The sequence below is a fragment of the Kineococcus endophyticus genome, from assembly GCF_040796495.1.
GTDB classification, from domain to species: Bacteria; Actinomycetota; Actinomycetes; order Actinomycetales; family Kineococcaceae; genus Kineococcus; species Kineococcus endophyticus.
Genome location: NZ_JBFNQN010000002.1, coordinates 220,018 through 235,354, shown reverse-complemented (window position 1 = coordinate 235,354; position 15,337 = coordinate 220,018). Strand labels below are relative to the sequence as shown.

Genomic DNA, 15,337 nt, shown 5'->3' with positions numbered 1-15,337 from the left:
TGAGCCGAACGGGTGGACATGGCCGTTCTAGAAGGTTCGTGGGGTCCGGTCGCTCCAGTCCGGTGGGTCGTCGTCCGAACCACGTCTAGAAGTTCTAGATGTCACGTCCTCGCGGCGTGGTGGATCGGAAGTGAGGTGGTCCGGGTGCCCCAGTCGCGCCCCGTCACGGTCGTGGTGCTGTCGCGCCCGAGCGTCTCGCTGGCGGCCGTCGCCGCCCGCGGTCGGCACGCCCTCGCGGGCCTCGTCGCGCTGTCCATCGGCGTCGGCCTCCTCGGCGGTCCCTTCGCCCCCGCCGCCTCCGCCTCGCCGACGTCCTCCCTGTGGTCGGCGACCAGCGGCGCGACGCTGGCGAAGGTCGGGATCTCCGCCGTGGGTGCCAACCTGGCCACCGTCGGCGTCGGCCCCGCCGTCGGGACCGCCGACTCCAGCTCCGCCCGGCGCGTGGTCGCCGACGTGAACACGCTGAGCGCCGGCATCGCGGGCCTGTCCATCCCCCTCGGGGTCGCCCACCAGGAGGGGCCGGCCGACAACCCCACGCCCGCCACCAACGGTGTCGGCGTGGCGGTCTCGAGCGGACTGCTCGACGTCCAGGCAGTCAAGGGCTCGGCCGGGGCCCGCTGGGCCGGTGACGCCGTCTGCCTGCCGAACGCGTACGACCTGACGAGCACCACGACGCAGACCGCGGGCCTGAAGGTCGGCACGCTGGTGAACACGCAGGCCCTGAAGACGTCGACGACGACGGGCTTCACCGCCGCGGACGCCTCCCGCCGCGTCGGCGTCCGCGCCGCCGCCACCACCGACTCCGTCGACGTGGCGTTGACCAGCAACGTCGTCGTCCACGTCCCGCGCCAGACCGCCACCGTCACCGCCTCGGGGACCGCCGGTGGAGCCGTCGCGACCTTCACCGACACCGCGCCCACCGTGACCGTCGGGACAGGTTCGCCCGTCACCCTGTCCAAGGGGCAGTCGCAGTCCTTCGCGTCCGGGACGATCACCCTGAAGTACAACGGCGCCACGAGGACCGAACCGTCCGACGGCCGCTCCGCCTCCGTCACCAGCCCCGGTCTGCTGACCGTGTCGGTCAACGTGCTCGGCGTCGCGTCGACCACCGTCGACCTCTTCCCCCTCGACACCCGCGTCGCCGCACCCGCGGGCGGCGTGGACTGCACCGTCCCCGCCCCCGTCATCACCGCCCCCGCCGACGGCACCGTCCACACCTCCGGCGCCGTCGCCGTCAGCGGCACGGGCGTCCCGGGGGCGACCGTCACCCTCAAGCGCGGCGCCGCGACCGTCGGCACCGCGACCGTCGGCCCGGCCGGCACCTGGGCGACGACCGCGACCCTGCCCGACGGCCCGACCACCCTCAGCGCGACGCAGACCGCCTGGTCGCAGACGTCGGGCGCCTCCGCCGCCGTCGCCCTCACCGTGGACAGCACCCCGCCCGCGGCGCCGGTCATCACCTCGCCGGTCCCGGCCGCGCCCGTGCGCACGGCGACCTACCAGCTCACCGGGACCGCCGAAGCGGGCAGCGCCGTCGTCCTCTCCCGCGGCGCGGACACCTTCGGGCCCGTCACCGCCGACGCCGGCGGCGCGTGGACCGTCCTCGTCACCCTCGTCGAGGGCCCGAACACCTTCACCGCCACCGCGAAGGACGCCGCCGGCAACGCCTCGGCCGCCTCCGCCGGTTGGACGGTCACCGCCGACACCACCGCCCCCGTGACGCCGGTCGTCACCGCTCCCGCCTCCGGCACCGTCACCCGGAACACCGCCCCCGTCGTCTCCGGCACCGCCGAGGCCGGGACGACCGTCACCGTCCTGACCGCGGCCGGCGCGACCCTCGGCACGACCGCCGCCGACGCCTCCGGCCGCTGGAGCCTCACCCCCGCAGGCACACTGCCCGAGGGACCCTCCGCCCTCTACGCCGTCTCCGCCGACGCGGCCGGCAACCAGAGCACCTCCGCCCAGGTCCTCGTGACCGTCGACTCCCAGGCCCCGGCCGCTCCCGGGGTCACGACGCCCCAGGACGGGTCGTCCGCCGCGGTGACCGCCACCTCGGTCACCGGGACCGGTGAGCCGGGCGCCACCGTCGCCGTCGTCGTCGACGGCGCCTCCTTCGGCACGACCACGGTCGACGCTGCGGGCCGCTGGACCGTCACCGGCTCGCTGCCCGCGGCCGTCGGCCCCCACTCCGTCGCCGTCGCGCAGACCGACGCCGCGGGGAACACCTCGCTGCCGACCACCGTCCGCTACACCGTCACCGCCCCGGCCAACGCCGTCAGCGTGCCCGTCGTCGCGGCGCCCACCGGGACGTCCCTCGACGCGGCGAACACGGTGCGCGGCAGCGTGGCCGGCGCCCTCGTCGGCGACACCGTGACCGTCACCGTCACCCCCTCGGCCGGCACGACCGGCAGCACCCGCACCCTGTCCGCCACGCTCGACCCCGCCACCGGCGCGTTCGAGGCGCCCGTGACCCTCGGCGACGGCGGCTGGATCGTGACCGCCACCCACACCAGCGGTGCGGTCACCTCCGACGCCAGCGCGCCCGTGCTGCTGACCGTCGACTCCACCCGTCCCGACGCCCCCGCGGTCACCGCCCCGGCCCCCGGCACGACGGTCACGACGTCGACCCCCCTCGTCACCGGCACCGCCGAACCCGGCTCCGTCGTGACGCTGACCGTGGGTGGCCAGGACGTCGGGTCCGGGCAGGCTGGGCCCGACGGCGCGTTCGCCGTCGTCGTCTCCGCGCTGCCCGAAGGGCCCGTCACCGTCACGGCGAACGCGAAGGACCCCTACGGCCGCAACTCCTCCGCGACCCAGCGCTCCTTCACCGTCGACGCCCTCCCGCCGGCCCCGGTGACCATCACCGCCCCGGCCGCCGGTGCCGCGTTGAACGGGGCCGTCACCGTCGCGGGGACCGACGCGGACCCCGGCGCGACCGTCACCGTCCGCGACGAGCTGGGCCGCGTCCTCGGCACGGCCACCGCGGACGCCCGGGGCGAGTGGTCCGTCGCCGCCGGCACGCTGCCCGACGGCCGCCACACCGCCACCGCCGAGCAGGTCGACCGCTTCGGCCGCCCCTCGGCGCCCACGAGCGTCAGCTGGACCAGCGACGCCACCGCTCCCGACGCGCTGACGGTCGCCTCTCCGCTGGGGACCGTCGCCGTGCGCGACACCGTCCCCGCCGTGAGTGGTGCGGGCGCCGAGCCCGGCGCCACCGTCCGGCTCCTCGCCGCCGACGGCACCGTCCTGGCGACCGCTCCGGCCGCCGCCGACGGCACCTTCGCCCTCGCGCCGGTGGCCCTGCCCGCCGGCACCCCCGAGGGTCCGCTCACGGTGACGGTGGTCCAGGTCGACGCGGCCGGCAACGTCTCCGCCCCCGCCCCCGTGCAGCTCACCGTGGACACGTCCGCGGCGCCGCCCGCCGTGACCGCGCCCACCAGCGGCACGACGACCCGCGACACCCGCCCGTCCCTCAGCGGGACGGCCGAGCCCAACGGGTCCGTCGTCGTCACGCTCGACGGCACCGCCCTGCCCGCCACGCCCGTGGCCGCCGACGGCACCTGGGTCGTCCGGCCCGGCACGGCGCTCGCGGACGGTGCGCACACGCTGACCGCGGTGCAGACCGACGCCCTCGGCAACGTCTCCACGGACTCCCCGGCCGTCACGTTCACCACCGACACCACGGCCCTGCCGCCGGTCGTGACGTCCGCGCTCGTCGACACCACCGGCGCCGGGACCGTCGCGGGCACCGCCGAACCCTTCGCCCACGTCGTCGTCCGCACCACGACGGGCACCCCCGTCGGCGAGGCCGACGCGGACGCCCAGGGCGCGTGGGCGGTGCACGGCAACGGGTTGAGCCTGCTGACGATCCTCACCGCCGTCCAGACCGACCCGGCCGGCAACACGTCCGCGCCGGCCCTCGACGTGCACGTTTCGCTCGGCCCGGTGACCACGCCGACGCCGACGCCGACGCCGACGCCGACGACCACGTCCACCGGCACGCCGACGGACACCGCCACCGCGACCGGCACGTCCACCGCGACGCCCACGGACACGTCCACCGCGACGCCCACGGACACGCCGACCGCATCGGCCTCGCCCACGACCAGCGCTGCCGTCTGCGGGATCCCGGTGCTCGGTGGGCTGCTCTGCCCGACCGACACCCCGACGAGCACGCCCACCACCCCCACGGGTGTCCCCACCGACACGGGCAGCACCACGGTCCCGACGAGCACCCCGACGGGCACTCCGACGGGCACCGCGACGACCACCGCGACGAGCGGACTGTGCGACCTCCTGGGCGCCGTCGGCCTGTGCCCGACGGCGAGCGGGACGCCCACCACGTCGACCCCGACGGACCTGCCGACCGGGGCCCCGACCGGCACCCCGACCGGCACCCCGACGACCGCTCCGACGGGCACCCCCACGGGCACGCCCACCGGAACGCTCTGCGACCTCCTCGGCGCACCCGTGTGCGCGACCTCCGTGCCGACCACCTCGGTGCCGACGACCTCGGTGCCCACCACCTCCGTGCCGACCACGAGCACCCCGGTGGTCACCCCGACCGTCACGGTCACGGTCACCCCGACCAGCACCCCCACGGTGACCACGCCCACCGCGCCGGCCACGCCGGCCACGCCGGCCACGCAAGGACCTTCCATCGTGGTCCCGGCCGACGGGTACGTGACCGCGCAGGGCCACCAACTGGTCCGCGGCCGCGCGGCGCCGGGCAGCACCGTCATCGTCAAGGACGGCGCGACCGTCCTCGGCACCGTCGTCGCCGACGCCAACGGCATGTGGACCATCGCGCCCACGACCGCCTTCACCGCCGGGACGCACGTCCTGACGGCCACCCAGGTGAGCGCGGACGGCAAGCGCGCGACGTCGGCCGTGAACCGGCTGACGATCACCGCCGCCGCCGGTGTCGGACCCGTCATCACCTCGCCCATCACGGGCACCGTGACGCCGAGGACCCGTCCCACGTTCTCCGGCACGGCGGCCCCCGGGTCGACCGTGACGCTGCGCACGCTCGACGGCCGGGTCGTCGGGACCGCCGTCGCCACGGCCAGCGCCGCTGACCCGACGGTCGGCACCTGGGTCGTCCCCTCCGGCACCGACCTGCCCACGGGGGACACGACGGTGATCGCCACGCAGGTCCTGGGCGGGGTCGCCAAGACCTCGAACACGACCACGGTGACCATCGACCCGAACGCTCCGGCTCCGGTCGAGATCGACACCCCGCTCGACCTGACCCTGAACACCACCGGCCACGAGACCGTGACCGGCACCGGTGAACCCGGCGGCGTCGTGCGGCTGTGGACGAACTCGAGCACCGACCACGACTTCGGGCAGATCCTCGTGGGCGCGGACGGCCGCTGGCGCGCCGACCACGTCGACATCGACATGGGCATGCGCTACGTCGTGGCCCACCAGGACGTCGCGTGGGGTCCGGGCATGGTCACGAAGAGCACGACCCGCTCGAGCTCGACCCCGGCCACGACCCAGGAGCGGGGGACCGCCCGTCTCCTGTCCTCGCGCACGGTGACGCTGCTCGCCGACGACACCTCGACCACCACCGTGAGCTCGACGTCGCAGACGGTCCGCCTGTTGCGCGCCGCGGCCGCGACGCCGGCCGTCGCGCCGCCCACGGTCCTCACCCCGACGGAGGGTCAGGTCCTGGCGGGCAACCGCCCGACCATCACGGGCACCGGGGAGCCGGGGGCGACGATCACCGTCCTCGACTCCGCGGGCAACGTCCTGGGCGTCGCGCTCGTCGCGGCCGACGGGACGTGGAGCCTGGTGCCGGCGAACCCCCTGCCTGCGGGGACGACGTCGATCCGCGCCGTGCAGACGCTCGCCGACGGGACCGCCGTCGGGACGAGCGAGGTCCGCAGCTTCGTCGTGCCGCAGTCCGCGGCCGGCGCCCCGCTGCCGACCGACCCGGCCCTGCCCACGGCGCCGGGGGCACCCGCCCCCGGGACCGCGGCGGGCAGCCCGGCTCCCACGTCGGCCTCGCCGGCGCCGGCGACGGCGGCGCGACCCGCCAGCGGCTCGGCCACGACGGCCCGCGCGGCCTCCGGGTCGGCGACCGCGGTCAAGGCGGCGGGTGCCGCGGTGACGCGACTGGCCCGCACCGGGGCGGACTCGAAGCCGCTCGTCCTCGGGATCGCCCTGCTCCTGCTCGGGATCGGCGCGATCCTCGCGGCCCGCACCGGCCGCCGCCGGCCCGCCCGCCCGACGACGGTCGCGCTGACGGACGCCGTCCCCACGAGCGGGGAGGCTCCCGCTGAGGGTTCTGAACCGTTGCGGCGCAAGCGGACGCTGTGGACCGGTGTGGGACGGGGGACGGGGACGGCGGTCCTGGACCGGCCCGCCGCCGCCGCACCCCAGCGCCCGTGGCAGGGACCGGACGCGCTGTCCGGCCTCCCGCGCCTGGCGGTCGACCCGTCCGCGGTCAGGAGGGGGTCGGCCACCCGGCGCAGACGGCCCGCCGACCACCTGCCCCCGGGCCGCGGCGGGCGGCCGAGAGCGGCCGGCGTCAGTCCGCGAGGTCGGTGAGCAGCGGGTCCACCCGGTAGGGGACCAGTTCGCGCATGGCCAGGGAGGTCCTCGTCCGGACGACCCCGGGGATGGACAGGACCTCCTGGCCGACGCGGTAGAGGTCGTCGGCGTCCCGGGCGACGATGCGGCACATGAGGTCGCCGTCGCCGGTGATGCCGTGCACCTCGAGGACCTCGGGGGTCTCGCGCAGCCGGCGCAGGGTGTCCTCCTGCTGGCCCTGGTGGATCTCGATCATGACGAACGCCGAGACCGAGAAGCCCAGGGCCGCGGGCGCGAGCCGCCGGGAGAACCGGTGCAGCACACCGTCGGACTCCAGCCGTTCCAGGTGGGCCTGGACGGTGCCGCGGGCCAGGCCGAGCTGGCGCGACAGGCCGAGCACGGTCGCGCGCGGGTCCTCGTCCAGCGCGAGGAGGATCCGGGCATCGATGGAGTCGAGGCGGCGCACGGACGACATCTTGGCGCATCGTCCGCCCGCTCCGGCGGACAATGTGCGCACCGAGGTGTGCGTCACCTGTGCACCGGGCCCCTGCGGACCCGTCCGGAGGGGCGTCAGAGGACCTGACGGACCGACTCCTCGAAGCCCGTGACGTGGGCGAGGGCGAGCTCGGCCGCGCGGTCGGCGTCGCCCGCGACGATCGCCTCGAGCAGCTCCACGTGCTCACCGACGTGCCCGGCGAAGTCCGGCAGCCGGTCCAGGACGAGGCACCAGATGCGCGTGGCGAGGTTGTCGAGCCGGACGAGCACGTCCTGCAGGTAGGGGTTCTGGCTGTGCCGGTAGATGCTGCGGTGCACGTCGACGTCGTGCTCCATGAGCTCGCGCTGGGTGAGGTCGCCGCCGTCGACGGCCGCGTGCAGCGTCGCCACCGTGCGGGCCAGCGCGCGCATCTCCTCGCGCGCCGCGGGTCCGGCGCGGCGGGCGGCGGCCGCCGCGGCCGCCGGTTCGAGCGCACGCCGGACCTCGGAGATGTGGCCCAGGTCGGTCATGTCGACGGTCGTGGCGAAGGTCCCGCGGCGCGGGTAGGCCACGACGAGCCGGTCCACCTCGAGGCGCTTGAGGGCCTCGCGGACGGGGGTGCGCCCGACGCCGAACTCCTTGGCCAGCAGGTCGTCGTTGAGCGGCTCGCCCGGCCGGATGTCGAGCACCACGAGCCGGTCCCGCAGGCGTTCGTAGGCCACGTCCGCCAGTGACCGGGCCGCGGGGGAGGTCTCCTGACCCGCGTGCGTGGTCGTCGGTGCGCTCACGGCCTCACCCTACGCGTCGTCTGGTACACCAGTCCCGGTGCAGGGTCCGGGGCGGGTACCGGGCACGCCCCGGCCCGACGGGCGCGGACACCCTGACACCATGACGCCATGACCGGCACCCCCGACGCGCGCACCTCCCCGGTGCAGTCCGTCGACCGGGCCGTGACGGTCCTGGAGGTCCTCGCCGAGCTCGGGGAGGGCGGCGTCACCGAGATCGCCCAGCGGCTCGAGGTCCACAAGTCGACCGCCTTCCGCCTCGTCACGGCCCTGGAGGCGCGCGGACTGGTCGAGCAGGTCGGCGACCGCGGCAAGTACCGCCTCGGCATGGCCGTCGTCCGGCTCGCCGGCGCCGTGACCGACCAGCTCGACGTCACGCGGCGCTCGCGGGCGGCCTGCGAGGAGCTCGCGGCGACGACCGGGGAGACGGTGAACATCGCCCTCGCCGACGGCGACGCGGCGCTCAACGTCGACCAGGTCCGCGGCGCGTCGTCCGTCGTCACGCACAACTGGATCGGGGAGCGCACGCCCCTGCACGCCACGTCCAGCGGCAAGGTCCTCATGGCGTTCTGCGCCCCGGTGCGAGCGGCCGGCACGGCCGGCCGGCTGCGCCGGTACACGGACGCGACGACGACCCGACGTCGCGACCTCGAGGAGCAGCTCGACAAGATCGCCGTCGACGGGTTCGCCACCACGACGGAGGAGCTCGAGGTCGGGCTCAACGCCGTCGCGGCCCCCGTGCGGGGGGCCGACGGCGAGGTCCTGGCGGCGCTCAGCGTGTCGGGGCCGTCCTACCGCCTCACCGCCGACCGGCTGTGCGAGATCACGCCGGCCGTGGTGGCGGCCGCCGACCGCGCCTCGGCCGCCCTCGGCTGGCGCGCCTGACCTCAGCCCGCGGGGCGCTGCTGGTAGACGTCCGGGATCCCGTCGCCGTCCTCGTCGACCTGCTCCAGCTCGTGCAGCCGCTTGTAGGTGCGGTTGCGCAGCCGCAGGACGACGGTCGCCAGGGCCGCGGCCACCAGCGACCCGGTGAGCACCCCGACCTTGACGTGCTCGTCCCGCAGGCTCCCCGCGCCGAACGCCAGCTCGCCGATCAGCAGCGAGACGGTGAACCCGATGCCGCCGAGCATGGCAGCGCCCAGGACGTCCCACCACGACAGGGAGCTGTCGAGCCGCGCGCGGGTGAAGCGGCAGACCAGCGCCGTCGCGCCGAGGATGCCCACGGTCTTGCCGACGACGAGCCCGGCGACGATGCCCAGCGCGACGCGGTCCTGCAGGGACTCGACGAGGCCGGAGAACCCGCCGACCGTGACCCCCGCCGAGAAGAAGGCGAAGACCGGCACCGCGAAGCCGGCCGACAGCGGACGCCAGCGGTGCTCGAAGTGCTCGGCCAGCCCGGGACCGGCCTCCGGCCCGCCCGCCGCCTGGGAGCGGACCACGGGCACGGTGAAGCCGAGCAGCACCCCGGCGACCGTGGCGTGCACCCCCGAGGCGTGCATGAGGGCCCAGGCCACGACGGCCAGCGGGACGAGCAGCCACCACGTGCGCACTCGTCGTTGCACGAGCACCCCGAAGACGGCGACGGCGGCCAGCGCCCCCAGCAGCGGCCCGACGGAGAGCTGGTCGGTGTAGAAGACGGCGATGATCGTGATGGCGAGCAGGTCGTCGACGACGGCCAGGGTGAGCAGGAACGTGCGCAGCGCCGACGGCAGGTGGGTGCTGATGACGGCGAGGACCGCCACGGCGAACGCGATGTCCGTCGCGGTCGGGATCGCCCAGCCCCTCGTCGCGTCCCCGTCACCCGCGGTCACGAGCGCGAAGAGCAGCGCGGGGACAGCCATGCCGCCGACCGCGGCGACGACGGGCACGACCGCTCGCCGGGGGTCGCGCAGGTCACCCGCGACGAACTCCCGCTTGAGCTCGAGGCCGGCGATGAAGAAGAAGACCGCCAGCAGGCCGTCGGCGGCCCACTGGCCGAGCGAGAGGTCCAGGTGCAGGGCGTGGGGGCCGACGACGAGGTCGCGCAGTCCCGCGTAGGAACCGGAGGCGGGGGAGTTGGCCCAGACCAGCGCCACCACGGTCCCGACGAGCAGCAGCAGCCCACCGACGGTCTCCTTGCGCAGCACCTCGGCGACGCGCTGCGTCTCGGTCCAGGAGCCCCGGGAGAAGAGGGTGCGGCGGGGCGTGGGGGTGGTGGGGGGCGGAGTCACGGGGTCCTTCCGGGGTCGACGGACGAGCAGATCGCCGCAGCGACCGCCGACCAGACTTCCCGGCACACCGCGGTCCACCGTACCCGCCGACCCTTGACGCCGCTCCCCACGCCTCCGTAGTCTGCGCACTGGTATATCAGTCGCGACGAGGCGACGACCTCGTCCGGACCGTCGGAGGTGCCGTGGCTGCTCAGGCGGGTCGGGGTGTGCCCACCTCGACGACCACGTCCCCGTCGACGACCTCGACCAGGTGCGTCCGCACCGGCGTGAGGGCCGGCGGGCTGGACGGGACTCCGGTGCGCAGGTCGAACGCCGAGGCGTGCCGGGGGCACTCCACGGCGCAGTCCTCCACCCAGCCCTGCGCCAGGGACTCGTCGGCGTGGGTGCAGGTGTCGTCGATCGCGAAGAACTCGCCCTCGACGTTGAACACCGAGACCGGCGCCCTGAGCTCGGGGCGGTCCACCCGCACCACTTCACCCGGCGGCAGGTCCGCCACCGGGCACGCCACGATCCGTGTTCCCGTCGCCATGGTCCTTCGTCCTCCTGTGCGCCGCTCCGTCGTCCGGGTCCCGTGGACCGTCCCCGGGATGCTCCCACCGTCCTGGGGTCGCCGCCCCGGCGGGCCGGTGTTCCGCGAGTGTTCCCGCTCTGTTGCGTTCTGGTGAACTCGTTGCTCATCGCGCAACAACCGCACTACCGTGCCACAGCGTCACTCCCACCCACCGGGTGCTCGGCACCCCCTCCGGAGAGGACCTCTCGTGATCGAGCAGGAGATCGACGAAGAGCGTGCGGAGAACAGGCGGAGAAGACCGCTGGACGTCCCGGTGCTGGCCGCCTCCCTGGTGGTCGTGGCCGTCCTCCTCGCGGTCGGGGTGGTCGTCCCCGGCCGGCTGGCCTCGGGCACGGGGACGGCGCTGTCCTGGATCACCGGCAACCTCGGCTGGGCGTTCGTCCTCGGGGCGACGGGTTTCGTGGTGTTCGCGCTCGTCCTGGCGTTCAGCCGCGTGGGTCGCATCCGCCTCGGGGCCGACGACGAGCGGCCCGAGCACTCCCGGGCGTCCTGGATCGCCATGATGTTCTCGGCGGGCATGGGCATCGGCCTGATGTTCTACGGCGTCACCGAGCCGGTGACGCACCTCATGACGCCGCCGGAGGCGGGCACCGAGCCCGGCACGGACGCCGCCGCCGGTGAGGCGATGAACTACGCGCTGTTCCACTGGGGCCTGCACCCGTGGGCCATCTACGCGGTGGTGGGTCTGGCCCTGGCCTACTCCAGCTACCGCAAGGGGAGGTCCGGAGGTTTCTCGGCCGCCTTCGCGCCCCTGCTGCGCGGACCCCGTGGGGCCGGGGCCGCCCGCGCCATCGACGTCCTGGCCATCTTCGCGACGATCTTCGGCTCGGCCGTGAGCCTGGGCCTGGGGGCCGCGCAGATCAACGGCGGCCTGTCGCAGGTGTTCGGTGCCGGCAGCGGCACGGGCTGGCAGGTCGGCATCATCGCCGTCCTCACGCTGTGCTTCGTGGTCTCGGCCATCAGCGGCATCGAGCGCGGCGTGAAGATCCTCTCGAACACGAACATGGTGCTCGCCGGGGTCCTGCTGCTGTTCCTGTTCGTCGTCGGCCCGACGGTGTTCATCCTCGACCTGATGCCGAACGCCGCGGGGAACTACCTGGCCCACCTGCCGGAGATGTCGGTGCGCACCGGCGCCTACGGCGGCTCGGAGTGGCTGTCGGGCTGGACCATCTTCTACTGGGCGTGGTGGATCTCCTGGACGCCCTTCGTCGGCGCGTTCCTGGCGAAGATCTCCCGCGGCCGGACCATCCGCGAGTTCGTGGTGGGCGTCATGCTCATCCCGACCCTCGTCTCCCTCGTGTGGTTCTCCGTCTTCGGCGGCACCGCGATCCACGAGCAGCTCACCGGGGCGCTGGACGTCCTGGCCAGCCCGGACCAGAACACCCAGATGTTCACGCTGCTCCAGCAGTTCCCCCTGGCCGGCGTCACCTCCGTGCTCGTGGTCGTCCTCGTCGCCATCTTCTTCGTCTCGGGCGCCGACGCGGCGAGCATCGTCATGGCGTCCCTGTCGAGCCACGGCGACGACGAACCCCGGCGCTGGCTGACCGCCCTGTGGGGTGTGCTCACCGGTGCGGTGGCCGTGGTCCTGCTCTACGCCGGCGGCCTGCAGGCGCTGCAGAACGTCACGATCATCGCCGCGACCCCGTTCCTCGTCGTCATGGTGGCCTTGTGCATCGCCATCACCAAGGACATCCGGTCCGACCGCCTCATGCGTCCGGTGAGCCCGCGACCGGTGCAGGTGGACGTGTCCAAGGCGCCGGTCACGGTCGACGACTGACGCTCGCAAGGCGTTGCGGGGCGCTGTGATCGGCCGTCTCCCGGCGGCCGGCCGCGGCGCCCCGCGCGTTGCTTGACACGGCCTTCTCCGCGGTCCCAGACTCGTTCCGCGATGAGGCACCTGTTCCGTGATGCGGAACGGACCGGCCAGGACCGAACTCCTCGAGAGGGAGCGCAGCATGACCGCTCACACCGTCGCCCCCCGCAGCGCTCCGGGGGTCCAGCAGACCCCGGAGGACGTCGACGAGCTGGTGCGCCGTCGCGTCCCGGGCATGAGCCTGGAGGCGCCCTTCTACACCTCGCAGGAGGTGTACGAACGCGACCTCGACGTCGTGTTCGGGCGGAACTGGATCTTCGTCGCCGCGGCGGCCGAACTGCCCGAACCCGGGGACTTCGTCACCGTCGAGGTGGGCGACTGGTCGGTGATCGTGGTCCGCGACGACGACGAGCAGGTGCAGGCGTTCCACAACGTGTGCCGCCACCGGGGGTCGCGGTTGCTGCCGGAGCGGCAGGGGTCGGTCGGGAACATCGTCTGCCCGTACCACCGGTGGACGTACGGGGTGGACGGCAAGCTGCTGTTCGCCGAGTCGCAGCCGGCGACGTTCGACAAGTCCTGCTTCTCGCTGCGGTCGGTGCACGTCCGCAACCTCGCCGGCCTGGTGTTCATCTGCCTGGCCCAGGACGCGCCCGAGGACTTCGACGCCGTGGCGGAGGTCCTCGAACCCCACCTGCGGCCGTACGAGCTGGACCGCGCCAAGGTCGCCGTGACGTACGACCTGCAGGAGGCGGGCAACTGGAAGCTCGTCATGGAGAACAACCGCGAGTGCTACCACTGCGACGGGCACCCCGAACTCATCACGGCGTACTTCCCCCTCTTCGCCTACGAGGCCGAGGACATCACCCCCCGCCTGAAGCCGCTGTACGACCGCTACGTCAAGGCGGCCGACGCGCTGGCGAAGGTGCGGGCCGACCACGGCCTGCCGCTGCGCGACCACCGCGAACTGGACACGCGCCAGGTGGGTTTCCAGCTCTCGCACCTGCCCCTGGACGGGGAGGGAAAGTCCTTCGCCCCGAACGGCGCCGCGGTCTGCACGAAGCTGCTGGGGTCCGTGCAGGACGCCGCCTTCGGGGACCTCTCGCTGCACATGCAGCCGAACTCCTGGTTCCACCTGCTGTCCGACCACGCCGTGGTGTTCTCCGTGCTGCCGACCTCGACGGGCACGAGCACGCTGCGCACGACGTGGCTCGTCCACCCGGACGCGGTCGAGGGCGTCGACTACGACCTCGACGCGCTGACGATGGTGTGGCGCGCCACCAACGACCAGGACCGGGCGCTGGTCGCCGGGACGCAGGTCGGCTGCGCGAACCCCGGGTACGTGCCGGGGCCGTACTCGATGGTCGAGGACGACGTCGAGGCGTTCGTGAACTGGTACGTGACGCGGCTGCTCGAGGCGATCGCGTGACGGTCACCGAGACGCAGGGCGTCCCGCACCCCGGCGAGATCACGGCCTGGGGCGACGACGTCGACGTCGCCGAACTCGTCTGCGGCGGGGTCCGGGAGATCACCCACGACGTCAAGACGTTCTGGTTCGAGCCGGTCGGCCCGCAGGTCTTCCACTTCGACCCGGGGCAGTTCATCACCCTGCACCTGGACGTCGACGGGCAGCGCCTCCAGCGTTCCTACACGATCTCCTCCCCGCCGACCCGGCCGCACCGTCTGGCCATCACGGTGAAGCGCAAACCCGGCGGACTCGTCTCGAACTGGCTGCACGACCACCTGTCGGTGGGGGACCGGGTGTCGGCGGCCCCGCCGCTCGGGGCGTTCAGCATGGTCCACCACCCCGCGCGCAAGTACCTGTTCCTCTCCGCGGGGTCGGGCATCACGCCGCTCATCTCGATGACGCGCACCCTCGTCGACCTGGGGTCCGACGTCGACGTGGTCTTCGTCCACTCCGCGCACAGCCCGGCGGACATCATCTTCCGGCCCGAACTGCTCGGGCTGCCCACCCAGTTCCCGACGGTCAACGTGGTGCAGGTCTGCAGCCAGGACAGCCCCGGCCAGGAGTGGTGGGGCTGGAAGGGTCGGCTGACGCGCGAGGCCTTGCGGGAGATCGCCCCGGACCTGCACGACCGCGAGGTGTTCGTCTGCGGCCCCGACGGCTACATGGCCACGGTCCGGGAGATCCTCGGCGAGCTGGAGTTCGACCTCGCCCACCACCACGAGGAGACGTTCACCTTCGAGGCACTGCCGCAGGCGGCCTTCGCCGACACCGACCCCGTCGACGTGGGGTCGATCGGGGCGGACGTCCCGGCGGGGGCGGACGCGGGGACGTTCACGATCTCGATGGCGAAGTCCGGCCGCACCTTCCCCTGCGCCCCGGACGAGTTCATCCTCGACGCGGCGTTCCGTGCCGGGATGTCCCCGCCGAGCTCCTGCAGCCAGGGCATGTGCGGCACGTGCAAGACGGTGCTCCTGACCGGCGAGGTCGACATGCAGCACAACGGCGGCATCCGCCCGCGGGAGATCGCGGCGGGCAAGGTCCTCATCTGCTGCAGCCGGCCCCTGGGCGACGTGGCCATCGACGCGTGAGCGGCGAGGAGGGCGCAGCCGGACGGGTCGCCCGGTCCTTCGCCGACGCCGTCGACGACCGCGACTGGGCCTCCCTCGCCTCCCTCCTGGCGCCGGGGTCCACCGCGACCCTGGTCCACACCGGGGAGACGTTCACGGGCGAGCAGTTCGTCGCCTTCAACCGCGACTACCCCGGCGGCTGGCGGTTCACCGTCACCGACCTCGTCGCCTCCGGTGACCGCGCGGTGCTGCGGGCACGGGTCACCCCCGCGTCCGGGGGCGACGGGGTGTTCCACGTCGCTTCGTTCCTGCGCGTGGCGGACGGTCTCGTGACCGAGCTCGTCGAGGTGTGGGGCGAGGAGCTCCCGGCACCTCCGGCCCACCGGCCCGGGGTCGCGGGCACGTGAGTGT

At 74.2% G+C, this 15,337-nt stretch carries 10 protein-coding genes; 6 read left to right on the top strand and 4 right to left on the bottom strand.

Annotated elements, in window-relative coordinates; translation table 11 throughout:
* Positions 1–144: 144 nt before the first annotated feature.
* Complete coding sequence (locus AB1207_RS03410) at positions 145–6,558, top strand: Ig-like domain-containing protein (protein WP_367636378.1); 6,414 nt, start codon at positions 145–147, stop codon at positions 6,556–6,558.
* Here AB1207_RS03410 and AB1207_RS03405 read toward each other — a convergent pair.
* The gene (locus AB1207_RS03405) at positions 6,539–7,015 is read right to left on the bottom strand and encodes an Lrp/AsnC family transcriptional regulator (protein WP_367636377.1); all 477 of its coding nucleotides are present in this window, start codon (positions 7,013–7,015) and stop codon (positions 6,539–6,541) included. The two genes, AB1207_RS03410 and AB1207_RS03405, sit on opposite strands and share 20 nt — an antisense overlap.
* Before the next feature lie 95 nt (positions 7,016–7,110).
* Complete coding sequence (locus tag AB1207_RS03400) at positions 7,111–7,803, bottom strand: GntR family transcriptional regulator (protein WP_367636376.1); 693 nt, start codon at positions 7,801–7,803, stop codon at positions 7,111–7,113.
* Positions 7,804–7,911: 108 nt separating this feature from the next.
* Here AB1207_RS03400 and AB1207_RS03395 point away from each other — a divergent pair, with 108 nt between their 5' ends.
* Positions 7,912–8,685 (top strand): IclR family transcriptional regulator, encoded by a 774-nt coding sequence (locus AB1207_RS03395; RefSeq protein ID WP_367636375.1) that lies wholly within the window; start codon positions 7,912–7,914, stop codon positions 8,683–8,685.
* 2 nt (positions 8,686–8,687) lie between these two features.
* Here AB1207_RS03395 and nhaA read toward each other — a convergent pair whose 3' ends face one another.
* Both nhaA and AB1207_RS03385 read right to left on the bottom strand, forming a co-directional pair.
* Positions 8,688–10,010, bottom strand: a complete 1,323-nt coding sequence (gene nhaA, locus AB1207_RS03390; RefSeq protein WP_367636374.1) for a Na+/H+ antiporter NhaA — start codon at positions 10,008–10,010, stop codon at positions 8,688–8,690.
* A gap of 190 nt (positions 10,011–10,200) precedes the next feature.
* A complete protein-coding gene (locus AB1207_RS03385; protein ID WP_367636373.1) occupies positions 10,201–10,539 on the bottom strand; it encodes a bifunctional 3-phenylpropionate/cinnamic acid dioxygenase ferredoxin subunit in 339 nt (112 codons plus the stop codon).
* 229 nt (positions 10,540–10,768) lie between these two features.
* On the opposite strand from AB1207_RS03385, the gene AB1207_RS03380 reads away from it, so the two are divergent.
* From AB1207_RS03380 to AB1207_RS03365, 4 genes are all read left to right on the top strand, one after another.
* Entirely contained in the window at positions 10,769–12,358 is a 1,590-nt protein-coding gene (locus tag AB1207_RS03380) for a BCCT family transporter (protein WP_367636372.1), read from the top strand.
* A gap of 178 nt (positions 12,359–12,536) precedes the next feature.
* Positions 12,537–13,820: an aromatic ring-hydroxylating oxygenase subunit alpha gene (locus AB1207_RS03375; protein WP_367636371.1), complete on the top strand. Its 1,284-nt coding sequence runs from the start codon at positions 12,537–12,539 to the stop codon at positions 13,818–13,820.
* Complete coding sequence (locus AB1207_RS03370; protein WP_367636370.1) at positions 13,817–14,947, top strand: FAD-binding oxidoreductase; 1,131 nt, start codon at positions 13,817–13,819, stop codon at positions 14,945–14,947. Before AB1207_RS03375 ends, AB1207_RS03370 begins: the two co-directional genes overlap by 4 nt.
* A complete protein-coding gene (locus AB1207_RS03365; protein WP_367636369.1) occupies positions 14,944–15,333 on the top strand; it encodes a nuclear transport factor 2 family protein in 390 nt (129 codons plus the stop codon). The genes AB1207_RS03370 and AB1207_RS03365 overlap by 4 nt, the downstream gene beginning before the upstream one ends.
* Positions 15,334–15,337: the final 4 nt, after the last annotated feature.

Bases quoted from the DNA above. Each gene is read 5' to 3' on its own strand.
- AB1207_RS03405 (WP_367636377.1), bottom strand. From the start codon at position 7,015: ATGTCGTCCGTGCGCCGCCTCGACTCCATCGATGCCCGGATCCTCCTC.
- AB1207_RS03395 (WP_367636375.1), top strand. From the start codon at position 7,912: ATGACCGGCACCCCCGACGCGCGCACCTCCCCGGTGCAGTCCGTCGAC.
- AB1207_RS03385 (WP_367636373.1), bottom strand. From the start codon at position 10,539: ATGGCGACGGGAACACGGATCGTGGCGTGCCCGGTGGCGGACCTGCCG.
- AB1207_RS03375 (WP_367636371.1), top strand. From the start codon at position 12,537: ATGACCGCTCACACCGTCGCCCCCCGCAGCGCTCCGGGGGTCCAGCAG.